The following is a 12,626-nucleotide window of genomic DNA, read 5'->3' as shown; positions in this document are numbered from 1 at the left end:
GCTTCGCTCCTCGCAATGACGGGGAAAGGTCTAAAATCATGAACAAGCCTGTCATGCCGATCTCGTCATTATCGCTCAAGCTGCCGAAGGCCGATCGCTCGATCGAGACCTACCGGCTCGCGGCGTCGCGCACGTTCCCCGCAAAGCTCGAAGGCTCGCTGAACCGCATCGCGTTCTCGGCCGTGCATATGGTCGCCGACCCCCTCGCGGATAACGATCCCTGGCTCTCCGCCGCGATCGACTGGGACAAGACCATCGCTTTTCGCGAGCACGTCTGGGACCTCGGCCTCGGCGTTGCCGAAGCCATGGACACCGCGCAGCGCGGCATGGGGCTAGACTGGCCGACCTCGCTGGAGCTGATCACGCGCTCGGTCGGTGCCGCCAAGCGGCGCAATGCGCTGGTGTTCTCCGGCGCCGGCACCGACCATCTCGCGGTCGAGGACGCCAGGAGCCTCGACGACGTGATCCGCGCCTATGAAGAACAGATCTCGGCGGTCGAAAAGGTCGCCGGACGCATCATCCTGATGGCGTCGCGCGCTCTCGCCAAACTCGGTCGCAACGCGGACGACTACGCCAAAGTCTATGACCGCGTGCTCTCGCAGGTGCGCGAGCCCGTGATCATCCATTGGCTCGGCGATATGTTCGATCCCGCCTTGACGGGCTATTGGGGCACCAAGGACCTCGAAAAGGCGATGGACGTTGCGGTCGCCATCGTCAACGGCAATGCCGCCAAGGTCGACGGCGTCAAGGTCTCGCTGCTCGACAAGCAGCGCGAGATCGACATGCGCCGCCGCCTCGACAAGCGCATCAAGATGTACACCGGCGACGACTTCAACTACGCGGAGCTGATCGCCGGCGACAGCGAAGGCTTCTCACACGCGCTGCTCGGCATTTTCGATGCCATCGCGCCGGCGGCGTCCTACGCGCTGTCGCGGCTGGCGGTTGGCGATGAAGCCGGCTTCCACGACGTGCTGGGGCCGACGGTGCCGCTGTCGCGCCATATATTCAAGGCGCCGACGCGCTTCTACAAGACCGGCGTCGTGTTCATGGCATATCTCAACGGCCATCAGGACCATTTCACCATGGTCGGCGGCCAGGAGAGCACGCGCTCGATGCTGCATCTGGCCGAGCTGTTCCGCCTGGCCGATCAGGCCGGGCTGCTCGCAAATCCGGAACTGGCGACACGGCGGATGAAGACCGTGCTGGCCTCGCACGGGATCGAATCCTGATGCGCGATTTCTCGTCCGATCACCGCTGGCTGTCTCTCAACACGGCAACCGTCCGCAAGCAGGGTGACCTCGTTCAGATCATCGACGCCTGTGCGCGGCACGGCATCCGCGCCATCGATCCCTGGCGCGACCAGGTCGCCGCCGTCGGTCTCGATCGCGCCGCGCGCGCGGTGCGCGACGCCGGCCTCGATCTCTCAGGCTATTGCCGCGGCGGCATGTTCACCTCGGATGCATCGCGCCGGGGCGAAGTGCGCGACGACAACCGGCGCTGCGTCGACGAGGCCAAAGCGCTGGGCGCACCCTGCATCGTGCTCGTCGCCGGCGGCCTGCCGCAATATTCGCGCCCCGGCAGCGAGGCGTCGAAGGACATCGCAGCCGCGCGCGGGCAGGTCGAGGAAGCTCTTGCCGACATGCTCGACTATGCGAAGCAGGCAAAACTGCCGCTGGCGATCGAGCCGCTGCATCCCGCCTATGCCGCCGACCGTGCCTGCGTGAACACCACAAAGCAGGCGCTCGACATCTGCGACCGGCTCGATCCAGATCGCACGGGCATGCTTGGCGTCGCGCTCGACGCCTATCACATCTGGTGGGACCCGGAGTTGATGGGCCAGATCGCGCGGGCCGGCAAGGATCGCCTGCTCGCCTTCCATGTCTGCGACTGGCTGGTGCCGACAAAAGATATCCTCAACGACCGTGGCATGATGGGTGACGGCGTCATCGACATCAGATCGGTGCGCGCCGCGGTCGAGGCGCAGGGTTACGCCGGCTTTTCGGAGATCGAGATCTTCTCCAACGACTGGTGGGCCAAGCCGATGGACGAGGTGCTGCGCACCTGCATCGCGCGCCACAAGACGGTGGTTTAGGCATACGGGCGCCCGTTGCGCACAACGCAGCGGATCGCCTGAGATGTCAAACGGTTGCGACGACCCACCGCGGCATGCGCCCGTGACAGCCGTCTACTGTGCATGGGGTTGTTTTCGACATTTTTGTTTGGGCAATCAACCGATCGCGCAGGGCACGCTCAAGAACCCCCGGAACCGCACCCGCCCGCCGCGCACTGGCTGGCCGCTCACGGAATAGGTCGGGAAGCGCGCCAGGAAGCGCGAGATCGCAATGGCGCCTTCCAGCCGCGCCAGCGCCATGCCGGCGCATTGATGCGCGCCGGTGGCGAAGGCGAGATGCCGGTTCGGCGTGCGTGCGATGTCGAAGCGTTCGGGGTCCGTGAACTGCGCGGGGTCGCGGTTGGCAGCGCCGATGCACAGCGTCACCGACGTGCCGGCGTCGAGCATCACGCCGCCGAGCTCGACGGCTTCGGTGGTCATGCGGTTGCCGAGCTGGTTCGAGCTCTCGTAGCGCAGTATCTCCTCGACGGCGGTCTTGATCATGTCGGGATTGTCGATCAGCCGCTGCTTCTGGTCCGGGTTTCGGTCGAGCGCGACGAGGCCGTTACCGATCAAATTGGTTGTGGTCTCGTGGCCGGCATTGAGCAGGAAGATGCAGTTGTGCAGCAGCTCCTTCTCGGTCAGCCGTTCGCCATTTTCCTCGCCCTGGATCAGGCGCGTGAGTACGTCGCGCTCGGGATTGCCCGGATTCTCGCGCCGGCGTGCCACCAGCGTCTGGAGATAGGCGAGGAAGTCCGTCACCGCCTTGTTGCCGCGCGCCGCCACTTCGGACGATACGACAGGCTCGAGCGCGCCGAGGATCGCCAGCGACCAGTCGCGCAGCGGCCCGCGCTCGTCGTGGGGAACATCGAGCAGATTGCCGATCACCTCGATGGGGATGGAAGCCGCAAAATCCTCGATCAGCTCGCAAGCGCCCTTGGCGGCGATGGCGTCGAGCAGGCCGTCGACCAGCCTGACGATATCAGGCTCCATGCCTGCGATTGCACGCGGCGACAGCGCGCCCATGATCAGGCGGCGCACGCGGGTGTGCGAAGGCGGATCGTTGAAGACGAGGCTGGTGGTGTGATGCTCAAAGAGCGGCGTGTCGCCGTATTTCGGCGCGAACTCGCGCTTCTTGTCCGAGCTGAAGGACTTCGTGTTCTTGTAGGTGGTGACGAGGTCGTCATAGCGGGTCAGGAACACGGTGCCGTTCGGCAGGCGCTTGACGGGCTCGTTCTCCCGCAGTGCACGATAGGTCGGGTAGGGATCGTCGTAGAATTCCGCCGTCAGCCTCGTTAGATCGAAGCTGGCCGCCAATTCCTTCGCACTTGCGTTCATCCGCCATACTCGCCGGTTGAGACCGATATGCCGTTTTCGCTCTTTCGAGCGGTTGGCATCACCGTCTACAGTCGTGCCGTGATTTGCAAGCCGACCGGACGGGAAAATGCACGCTCGCACTGACGCAGCTGACACGGCCCTCAATTGGCCCGACGATATTTTCGCGACCTTGCAACGCTTCGACGTCAGGCAGGTGCCTTACGTGCCTGACGCCGGTCATTCGAGGCTGATCCAGCGCGTGCTCGGCTCGTCCACCATGCGTGGCATTCCACTGACGACGGAGGAGGAGGGCGTGGCTTTGCTCGCCGGCGCCTGGACCGGCGGACAGCGCGGCGTGCTGCTGATGCAGTCGAGCGGCGTCGGCAATTGCATCAACATGCTCTCGCTGATCCCGATCCTGCGCTTTCCGTTCCTCACGCTGGTGACGATGCGCGGCGAATGGGGCGAGTTCAATCCGTGGCAGGTGCCGATGGGATCGACCACGCAGGGCGTTTTCGAGCTCTCCGGCGTCAAGGTGCTGCGTGCGTCCAACGCGGCCGAGGTGCCGGCCGTGCTGGAGGCGGCCGCCGCCCAGGCCTACAACGCGCTCACGCCCACCGCCGTCCTTCTGTCGCAGCGTCTGATCGGCGCCAAGGTTTTCACCAAATGAGCAAGGCCAATCTCCTCGACCGCCGTCAGGTGGTCTCCGCACTGCTGGCGAACCGCAAGGACGTCGTTGCGATCGGCGGCCTCGGAGCCTCCACCAACGACATCACCGCCGCCGGTGACCATGCGCGCAACTTCTATCTCTGGGGGGGCATGGGCGGCGCCGCGATGATCGGGTTGGGCCTGGCGCTGGCGCAGCCGAAGCTGCCGGTGCTGGTCATCACCGGCGACGGGGAGATGCTGATGGGCATGGGCAGCCTTGCCACCATCGCCCTGCAGAAGCCGTCCAACCTTTCGATCGCAGTGCTCGACAACGAGGCCTATGGCGAGACCGGCGGCCAGGCCAGTCACACCTCCGCGGCGGCCGACCTCGTCGGCATCGCCAAAGCCTGCGGCATCGCGGACGCCCGCGCGATCTCGACCCTGGCCGAGGTCGAGGCCTTCGCCAAAGCCGTCCATGACGTTTCGGCGGGGCCGCGCTTTGCCAATGTGAAGATCGACAGCGCCAGCGTCGAGCGGATCCTGTCCACCCGGGACGGGACCTACATCGTCAACCGGATCCGCGGCGATCTCGGCTTCCAGCCGATCTGACGGCCTCAAGCTTGACGCTCGGCCTCCACTGTCCGGTGGGCGTGGGGGTGTGGCCGATTTCCAACGGATCGGCACCCATCTAGGTTGCGATGCAGCATAGTGCTTGACTTTGGCGTGGGTGAGTGCTTACTCACTAGTATGAGCTCATTGCGAATGACGAGCGACCTGAGGCGTCAATTGATCCTCGGCGCCGCAAAACGCTGCTTTGCCCGACACGGCTATACCGGCACCACGACCAAGAGCGTGGCGGCCGCCGCTGCTATTTCCGAAGCGCTGCTGTTCAAGCATTTCCCGTCCAAGGCGGCGCTCTATGCCGAAATCCTCAGCGACGAATGCGAGGCAGACCCGGCACTGACGGATTTGCTCGAGCGAAAGCCGTCGACGACGACCCTGGTCGAACTGGTCCGCGGCATGGTCCAGCATTTCCTTCACATCGCCGACGGTCCCGATCAGGAGGACGCCCAGCGCCTGCGACTGATGGCCACCAGCCATTTGGATGACGGCGAGTTCGCCCGTTTGCTATATGCCAAGATCGAGAAGCTGATCGGGGCGATCTTCCTCGCCTCGCTCGAGCGGGCCGTTGCGGCCGGGGACGCGCGGCCATTCAGCGGCGATCCGCTCAACTTGTTCTGGTTTGCGCATCATACGGTGATGACCGCTGCGCTGACCAGGCTGCCGGCCGCGCCTTGCCTCGCTTACGGCAAGGCTGACGACCTCGAGCGGCAGCTGTGTGAGTTTCTCCTGAGGGGTATCGGACTTAACGACGCCGCAATTGCTTCGCATTTGGGCCAGGATCAGGCCGCGGGTGCGGACAAGACGGCGATTGCAGAAAGCGCATGACAATGAACATCGTAACCGAACACAAGATTTCGGGCGAACCGATCGACACCAAGGCCCCCAAGCGTCCGGTTCGGCCGGTGCTGTGGTTCATTATCGTCGGCGCGCTGCTTGCAGCGCTCGTTGGCGGCCTCGTCTGGTTCAATTATTTCCGCGGCCAGATGATCAAGCAGTTCTTCGCCAACAACAAGCCGCCGCCGACCGCGGTCACCGCGGCCGAGGCGAAGTCCGAGGTGGTGCCGAACCTGCTGACCGCGGTCGGCGGTCTCGTCGCCGTGCACCAGGTCGACGTCAGCGCCGACGTCAATGGCCGCGTCACCGAGATCAAGTTCCAGCCGGGCGCGCATGTCGAAGCCGGCACGCCGCTGGTGCAGCTGTTCGACGCGCCGGACCAGGGCGACCTTGCCAATTACAAGGCGCAGGCCACGGTCGCGCAGCTTTCGCTCGACCGCGCCAAGCAACTGGCGTCGCGCCAGTTCGGCCCGCAGGCGACGGTTGATTCCGCGCAGGCGGCCTTCGACCAGGCGCAGGCGGGCATCGCCAAGACCGAAGCGTTGATCTCGCAGAAGCTGGTGCGCGCACCGTTCTCCGGCGATCTCGGCGTCCGCAAGGTCGAGGTCGGCCAGTATCTGACTGCCGGCACGGCGATCGTCTCGCTGACTGATCTGTCGCAACTGTGGGCCAACTTCACCGTGACGGAAAAGGACTCGGGCAACCTCAAGGTCGGCCAGCCGGTCCGGCTCAAGGTCGACGCCTATCCGGGCCGCACCTTCGAAGGCAAGATCACCACGATCGAGCCGCAGATCGCGGCCGAAACCCGCAACATCCGCGTGCAGGCAACGATCGCCAATCCGGAGAAGATCCTGAAGCCCGGCATGTTCGTGACCACCACGGTGGTGCTGCCGGACAAGCCGGCCGTCATCACCGTGCCTGAGACGGCGGTCGATTACACGCTGTACGGCGATTCCGTGTTCGTGATCACCGAGAAGAAGGAAGAGGACGGCAAGACCAGCCTCTCCGCGGTGCGCACCTTCGTGCAGACCGGCAGCCGGGTCGATGGCCGTGTCGAAATCGTCAAGGGCGTGAAGGCCGGCGACAAGGTCGTCGCGGTCGGTCAGCTCAAGCTGCAATCGGGCGCCGCAGTTGCGATTTCGGCCGACCCCGGTCCGCCGATCCCGGCGCAGCCGCCGCGCTACTGACACTACACGTGCGTGATCCGGCTCGGCCGGATCACGTCTGTCGAGACATAGAATCGAGATCGCCGCGATGCGCTTTACCGACATTTTCATCAAACGACCGGTGCTGTCGGTCGTCGTCAGCCTGTTGATCCTGCTGATCGGCCTGCGCGCGGCGATGGTGCTGCCGATCCGGCAATATCCCAAGCTTTCGAACACGGTCATCAACATCACGACCGTCTATCCCGGCGCGTCCGCGGACCTGATCCAGGGCTTCATCACGACGCCGATCGAGCAGGCGGTCGCCTCGGCCGAAGGCGTCGACTACATGACCTCGTCCTCGGTGCTCGGCACCTCGACGATCCAGGTCTACATCAAGCTGAACTTCGATCCGAACCAGGCGCTCACCGAAGTGCTGGCCAAGACGAACTCGGTCAAATACCTGATCCCGAAGGAATCCAACGACCCGATCGTCACCAAGACGACGGGCCAGACCACGGCCGTGATGTATCTCGGTTTCTCGTCCGATGAGCTGTCGGGCTCGGCGATCTCCGATTATCTGACGCGCGTGGTGCAGCCGGTGCTGTCGACCGTCGACGGCGTTGCCTCGGCCGACATTCTCGGCGGCCAGACCTTTGCGATGCGGCTGTGGCTCGATCCCATGAAGATGGCCGGCCGCAACGTCTCGTCGGCGGACGTCGCCGCAGCGATCCAGGCCAACAACTTCCAGTCGGCGGCGGGCCAGACCAAGGGCTATCTGATCGTTTCGAACATCTCGACGAACACCAGCCTGACCGACGTCAACCAGTTCAGGAAGATGATCGTCAAGGCCAAGGACGGCGGTTTCGTGCGGATGGAAGACATCGCCACCGTCGAGCTTGCCGCGCAGAGCACGGATGCGAGCGTCGCCTTCAACGGCGAGCATGCGATCTTCATCGGTGTGAATGCGACGCCGCAAGGCAACCCGCTGACGCTGGTCAAGGGCGTGCGCGCGCTGTTCCCGGAGCTCGAGCGCAACCTGCCGCCGTCGATGAAGATGAAGGTCGCCTACGACTCGACCAAGTTCATCCAATCCTCGATCGACGAGGTGGAGAAAACGCTGGGCGAAGCCGTGATCATCGTGATCGTGGTCATCTTCCTGTTCCTGGCCTCGCTCCGCTCGGTTATCATTCCCGTCGTCACGATTCCGCTGTCGATGATCGGCGTCTGCACGCTGATGCTGGCGCTGGGCTTCAGCTTCAACCTGCTGACGCTGCTGGCGATGGTGCTCGCGATCGGCCTCGTGGTCGACGATGCCATCGTCGTGGTGGAGAACATCCATCGACATCTGGAGGAGGGGAAAACGCCCGTCCAGGCGGCGGTGGAGGGCGCACGCGAAATCGTCGGTCCCGTCATCTCCATGACCATCACGCTCGCCGCGGTGTATGCGCCGATCGGCTTCCTTGGCGGTCTCACCGGCTCGCTGTTCCGCGAATTCGCCTTTACGCTTGCGGGCTCGGTGATCGTGTCAGGCGTGATCGCGCTGACGCTGTCACCGATGATGTGCTCGGTGCTGCTCAAGAACACCGAAGAGGGCCGCTTCGCCAAGCTCGTGAACCGCGTGTTCGGCGCGCTGACGCGGTGGTATGGCCGCAGGCTCGACCGTTCGCTGGATTACAAGGCGATCACCGGTCTCTTTGCGATCACGATCCTCGGGCTCGTCGGCTTTCTCTATATGCACACCTCGAAAGAGCTGGCGCCTGAGGAAGACCAGGGCATCGTGTTCGCGGTGACCAAGGCGCCGAAATACGCCAACATCGACTATGTCGATTTCTACGGCGAGAAGCTCGACAAGGAATTCCAGAAATTCCCCGAGACCGATCTGCGCTTCGTGCTGAACGGCATCAACGGTCCGCAGGGCGGCATCGCCGGCATGTTGCTTAAGCCCTGGGATGAACGCAAACGTTCGGCGATCCAGTTGAAGCCGCTGGTGCAGGCCGAGCTCTCCAAGATCGAAGGCGTGCAGGCCTTCGCATTCAACCTGCCGCCACTGCCGGGCGGGCCGGGCGGGCTGCCCGTGCAGATGGTGATCAATTCCACCGCCGGATTCCAGGCGGTCTTCGAGCAGATGGAGAAACTGAAGGACGCTGCGCGCAAGAGCGGCATGTTCATCGTCTCCGACAGCGACCTCGCCTACAACCAGCCCAACGTGGAGGTCACGATCGACCGCACCAAGGCGCAGGATCTCGGCGTCAACATGCAGAACCTCGGCTCGACGCTCGCGGTTCTGCTGGGCGGCAACTATATCAACCGCTTCAATCTCGAGGGCCGTTCCTACCAGGTGATCCCGCAGGTGCCGCGCAGCAACCGGCTGTCGCCGGAATCGCTCGGTGGCTATTACGTGACGACCAGCACCGGGCAGCAGCTTCCGCTGTCGACCGTGGTCTCGGTCAAGACCAAGACCGCGCCGAATTCGCTGACGCACTACAACCAGCTCAATTCGGCGACATTCTCGGCCGTGCCGATGCCCGGCGTGACCGTCGGTGCGGCGGTGGACTTCCTCGAGGGCGAGGCCAAGAAGCTGCCGGCCGGCTTCAGCCACGACTATCTCGCGGATAGCAGGCAATACGTGCAGGAAGGCAACCAACTCGCGATCACGTTCGGCTTCGCGCTGATCATCATCTTCCTGGTGTTGGCGGCGCAGTTCGAGAGTTTGCGTGATCCGTTCGTGATCATGATCTCGGTCCCGATGGCGATCGTCGGTGCGATGATCCCGCTGTTCTTCGGCATGGCGACGATGAACATCTATACCCAGGTGGGCTTGCTCACCCTGGTCGGCCTGATCACCAAGCACGGCATCCTGATGGTGGAGTTCGCCAACGAGCTCCAGGTCAAGGAACGACTCGACCGCCGCTCGGCGATCGAGATGTCGGCCCGCATCCGCCTCCGGCCGATCCTGATGACCACGGCTGCGATGGTGACCGGCCTGATCCCGCTCTTGACGGCAACCGGCGCCGGCGCGGCCAGCCGCTTCTCGATCGGCCTGGTCGTCGTGGCCGGCATGTCGATCGGCACGCTGTTCACGCTGTTCGTTCTGCCTGCCGTCTACGTGGTTCTGGCGACCGACCATCGTGCGGCGGCGGATTCCGATCGAAACAAGCAGGTCAGCGAGTTCGACCTCGGCGCCAAGGCCCTGCGGCCGACCTGAGGGCGTCGTCATCGAAAAAGCAAAAGCGGCAACAGCTTTCGCTGTTGCCGCTTTTTTGTTGTCTCGTGCTAATCTCGTCTTGGCGCCAGAGGGCGCCGACATGCAATAGGTTGAGGGACGGGACATGACGCGCGATTTTTCGGCCGGCAATTATCGTTTCATCCCGGCCGTGTTCCAGTATTCGTCGGGTGCGGCCGCCGACGACGGTTACGAGATCGAGCGGGTCAGGTTCGATCGGCTGGTGCCGCTCGCCGAGGGTTTTGCGCTGGCGGCGAAATTCATCCAGGAGGCGGGGCGTCCGCTGACCGCGTTCTGCGCCTGCGAATTGCGCTCGCCGGCGGCCTTCAGCGAGGAGGGGTTTCGCGCGTTCAACCTGCACTACGTCAAGACGCTGTCCGAATGGGGCATCTTCGACGGCACCACCAATCCGGTGGCGCGCAGCAATGTCTGTCCCGAGATCGATCCGCCGGCCGAGCCGTCCTTCTTCGCGTTCTCCTTCACGCGCCCCACGCGCGCGAAGACGCCGACCTTCGTGATCGCAGGCGGTGCGGAAGCGCGTGAGGGCAGTGGCACCTATCCCGAGCGCATCGTGCGCTATCGCGAGCTCGGCCCTGACGCGTTGCAGGAGAAGGTGCGGATGACGACGTCACACATGGAGAAGCGCATGGCGGAGTTCGGTTTCAGCTGGAAGGACACGACCGGTGTGCAGGCCTATTCGATCCGCGACTTCCACCATGCGCTGGCGGACGAACTGGTCCGTCGCGGTGCGTTGCGCTCCGGCCTGACCTGGCATTTTGCCCGGCCGCCGGTGGTCGATCTCGAATACGAGATGGATTGCCGCCGTGTGATCCGTGAAGCGGTGATCTAGCGCTGTCTTGGGTCGAGCGCGTCGCGCAGGCCGTCGCCGAGCAGGTTCAGCGACAGCACCACGAGGAAGATCGCAAGCCCCGGCCAGATCGCCATCCAGGGCGCCTGGGTCAGGAAGCGCTGGGCCGAATTGAGCATGCTGCCCCAGGATGGCGCGGGCGGCTGCTGGCCGAGGCCGAGGAATGACAGCGCCGCCTCCGCGATGATGGCGGCGGCGATCGACAGCGTCGCCTGTACCAGCAGCGACGGCAGGATGTTCGGCAGGATGTGCGAGAACGCGATTCGCCACGGCGGATTGCCGAGCGCGCGGGCGGCCTCGACATAGTCTTCCGCCTTGACGACCAGTACCTGGCCGCGCGTCAGGCGGATGAAGATCGGAGTGGCCGAGATGCCGATCGCGATCATGGCGTTGCCGAGGCTCGGGCCGAGGAACGCCGCCAGCGCAATCGCCAGGATCAGGAACGGGCAGGCCAGCATCGCATCGGTGATCCGGCTGATCAGCGCATCGGTGAACCCGCCGCGATAACCGGCGAGCAGGCCGAGCGGCACGCCGATGCCGAGCGCAATCGCGACCGAGATCAAACCCGCCATCAGTGAGGCCCGCGCGCCGTAGACGACACGGCTGAGGATGTCGCGGCCGAGATCGTCGGTGCCGAAGCAGTGCGCCGCGGTGGGCGGCTTGCGCACCAGGCTCCAGCTCGTCGCGATGGGATCATAGGGCACGACCAGCGGCGCAAGGGCCGCAAGGAGGATGAATGCCGTGATCACGACGAGCCCGAACACGGCGGCCTTGCGCTTGAACAGCCGGCGCCGGGCGCGGCGGGCCGGGCTGTCGAGCTCATCGGCCCGGGTGGTGGTGGGGCTGGCTGGCAGTGCGGCGTCGGTCATCGCCTAGCCTCGCAGCCGCGGATTGACGAGGACATAGGCGACGTCGGCAATCAGGTTGAGAGTGATGTAAACCGTGGCCGTCACCAGCACCACGCCCTGCACCACGGCGTAGTCACGGTTGAACACGGCATCCACGATCAGCTTGCCGAAACCGGGAATGGAGAAGATCTGCTCGGTCAGCACCGCGCCCGACAGCAGCGTGCCGAGTTCGAGAGCGCCGAGCGTGATGATCGGCGTCAGCGCGTTGCGCATGGCATGCTTCAGGATCACGGAGCGTTCCGACAATCCCTTCGCGCGCGCGGTGCGGACATAGTCGCTCTCCAGCACCTGAAGCATGGCGCTGCGGGTGTGCCGCATCAGGATCGCGGAAATCGCGTTGCCGAGCACGAAGGCGGGCATGATGGTCGCAGCCAGGCTCGCGCGCCAGTTCTCGGTGAGCGGCACGTAGCCAGAGGCCGGCAGCCAGCCCAGCTTGATCGAAAACAGGAAGATGAGGAGAATTCCAAGCCAGAAATTCGGCGTCGAGATGCCCCACAGCGCGAACAGATTGGCGCCATAGTCCCACGCCGTGCCCTTCTTCACCGCGGAGATGATGCCGGCGGGAATGCCGATGCAAAACGCGATCACGATCGCCATCGAGCCGAGCTGGAGCGTCACCGGCAGCTTCTGCGCGATCAGCTCGCGCACCGGCATCTTGTTGCGCAGCGACTCGCCGAAGTTTCCGGTCAGGACGCCCTTGAGCCAGTAGACGTACTGCACGGGGATCGGCTGATCGAGCTTGTACTGCTGGCGGATCTGCTCGATCACGGCGGGATCGCGCTCCTCGCCGGCCATCACCAGCGCGGGATCGCCCGGCAGTAGCTGTTGCAGCGAGAAGATCAGCACCGACACGAAGAACAGTGTCGGGATGATCTGCGCGATGCGGCGGGCGAGGAAGTTCAGCATGGCAAGGCCCGTGTCCCGGGCGCAGCGCAACATGCAATATTGC

The 12,626-nt window shown here is 64.4% G+C and carries 11 protein-coding genes; 8 read left to right on the top strand and 3 right to left on the bottom strand.

All coding sequences use genetic code 11. The features are described from left to right. Window positions 1-38 precede the first annotated feature (38 nt). On the top strand, window positions 39-1,229 hold the full coding sequence (locus FNV92_RS25745; RefSeq protein ID WP_143846212.1) for a dihydrodipicolinate synthase family protein: 1,191 nt from the start codon (window positions 39-41) through the stop codon (window positions 1,227-1,229). Next, entirely contained in the window at window positions 1,229-2,092 is an 864-nt protein-coding gene (locus FNV92_RS25740; RefSeq protein WP_143844013.1) for a sugar phosphate isomerase/epimerase family protein, read from the top strand. The genes FNV92_RS25745 and FNV92_RS25740 overlap by 1 nt, the downstream gene beginning before the upstream one ends. A 135-nt stretch (window positions 2,093-2,227) precedes the next feature. Here the strand turns inward: FNV92_RS25740 and FNV92_RS25735 are convergent, their stop codons facing one another. Further along, the gene (locus FNV92_RS25735; protein WP_143844014.1) at window positions 2,228-3,448 is read right to left on the bottom strand and encodes a cytochrome P450; all 1,221 of its coding nucleotides are present in this window, start codon (window positions 3,446-3,448) and stop codon (window positions 2,228-2,230) included. A gap of 106 nt (window positions 3,449-3,554) precedes the next feature. Here FNV92_RS25735 and FNV92_RS25730 point away from each other — a divergent pair, with 106 nt between their 5' ends. From FNV92_RS25730 to cnbZ, 6 genes are all read left to right on the top strand, one after another. Beyond that, window positions 3,555-4,097 carry a phosphonopyruvate decarboxylase gene (locus FNV92_RS25730; RefSeq protein ID WP_143844015.1) on the top strand — a complete coding sequence of 181 codons (543 nt, stop codon included), beginning with the start codon at window positions 3,555-3,557 and terminating at the stop codon, window positions 4,095-4,097. Then, window positions 4,094-4,684, top strand: coding sequence for a thiamine pyrophosphate-dependent enzyme (locus FNV92_RS25725; RefSeq protein WP_143844016.1), 591 nt, complete (start codon window positions 4,094-4,096; stop codon window positions 4,682-4,684). The genes FNV92_RS25730 and FNV92_RS25725 overlap by 4 nt, the downstream gene beginning before the upstream one ends. Before the next feature lie 138 nt (window positions 4,685-4,822). Next, window positions 4,823-5,524: a TetR/AcrR family transcriptional regulator gene (locus tag FNV92_RS25720; RefSeq protein WP_143846213.1), complete on the top strand. Its 702-nt coding sequence runs from the start codon at window positions 4,823-4,825 to the stop codon at window positions 5,522-5,524. Window positions 5,525-5,526: 2 nt separating this feature from the next. Next, on the top strand, window positions 5,527-6,720 hold the full coding sequence (locus tag FNV92_RS25715; RefSeq protein ID WP_015687622.1) for an efflux RND transporter periplasmic adaptor subunit: 1,194 nt from the start codon (window positions 5,527-5,529) through the stop codon (window positions 6,718-6,720). A gap of 67 nt (window positions 6,721-6,787) precedes the next feature. After that, on the top strand, window positions 6,788-9,883 hold the full coding sequence (locus FNV92_RS25710; RefSeq protein ID WP_015687621.1) for a MexW/MexI family multidrug efflux RND transporter permease subunit: 3,096 nt from the start codon (window positions 6,788-6,790) through the stop codon (window positions 9,881-9,883). A gap of 124 nt (window positions 9,884-10,007) precedes the next feature. After that, a complete protein-coding gene (cnbZ, locus tag FNV92_RS25705) occupies window positions 10,008-10,751 on the top strand; it encodes a 2-amino-5-chloromuconate deaminase CnbZ (RefSeq protein WP_143844017.1) in 744 nt (247 codons plus the stop codon). Here the strand turns inward: cnbZ and FNV92_RS25700 are convergent. Next, a complete protein-coding gene (locus FNV92_RS25700) occupies window positions 10,748-11,638 on the bottom strand; it encodes an ABC transporter permease (protein ID WP_143844018.1) in 891 nt (296 codons plus the stop codon). The two genes, cnbZ and FNV92_RS25700, sit on opposite strands and share 4 nt — an antisense overlap. Window positions 11,639-11,641: 3 nt before the next feature. After that, window positions 11,642-12,583 carry an ABC transporter permease gene (locus tag FNV92_RS25695; RefSeq protein ID WP_143844019.1) on the bottom strand — a complete coding sequence of 314 codons (942 nt, stop codon included), beginning with the start codon at window positions 12,581-12,583 and terminating at the stop codon, window positions 11,642-11,644. Between the last annotated feature and the right edge of the window lie 43 nt (window positions 12,584-12,626).

Source organism: Bradyrhizobium cosmicum (assembly GCF_007290395.2).
In the GTDB taxonomy this organism is placed as follows: domain Bacteria; phylum Pseudomonadota; class Alphaproteobacteria; order Rhizobiales; family Xanthobacteraceae; genus Bradyrhizobium; species Bradyrhizobium cosmicum.
The sequence above is the reverse complement of the archived record's forward strand: the minus strand, read 5'-3'. Positions and strand labels throughout refer to the sequence as shown.

Excerpts from the sequence above, each read along its gene's own strand:
- FNV92_RS25725 (WP_143844016.1), top strand. The coding sequence starts at position 4,094 with ATGAGCAAGGCCAATCTCCTCGACCGCCGTCAGGTGGTCTCCGCACTG.
- FNV92_RS25710 (WP_015687621.1), top strand. The coding sequence starts at position 6,788 with ATGCGCTTTACCGACATTTTCATCAAACGACCGGTGCTGTCGGTCGTC.
- FNV92_RS25730 (WP_143844015.1), top strand. The coding sequence starts at position 3,555 with ATGCACGCTCGCACTGACGCAGCTGACACGGCCCTCAATTGGCCCGAC.
- FNV92_RS25700 (WP_143844018.1), bottom strand. The coding sequence starts at position 11,638 with ATGACCGACGCCGCACTGCCAGCCAGCCCCACCACCACCCGGGCCGAT.
- cnbZ (WP_143844017.1), top strand. The coding sequence starts at position 10,008 with ATGACGCGCGATTTTTCGGCCGGCAATTATCGTTTCATCCCGGCCGTG.
- FNV92_RS25735 (WP_143844014.1), bottom strand. The coding sequence starts at position 3,448 with ATGAACGCAAGTGCGAAGGAATTGGCGGCCAGCTTCGATCTAACGAGG.
- FNV92_RS25715 (WP_015687622.1), top strand. The coding sequence starts at position 5,527 with ATGAACATCGTAACCGAACACAAGATTTCGGGCGAACCGATCGACACC.
- FNV92_RS25740 (WP_143844013.1), top strand. The coding sequence starts at position 1,229 with ATGCGCGATTTCTCGTCCGATCACCGCTGGCTGTCTCTCAACACGGCA.
- FNV92_RS25745 (WP_143846212.1), top strand. The coding sequence starts at position 39 with ATGAACAAGCCTGTCATGCCGATCTCGTCATTATCGCTCAAGCTGCCG.
- FNV92_RS25695 (WP_143844019.1), bottom strand. The coding sequence starts at position 12,583 with ATGCTGAACTTCCTCGCCCGCCGCATCGCGCAGATCATCCCGACACTG.
- FNV92_RS25720 (WP_143846213.1), top strand. The coding sequence starts at position 4,823 with ATGAGCTCATTGCGAATGACGAGCGACCTGAGGCGTCAATTGATCCTC.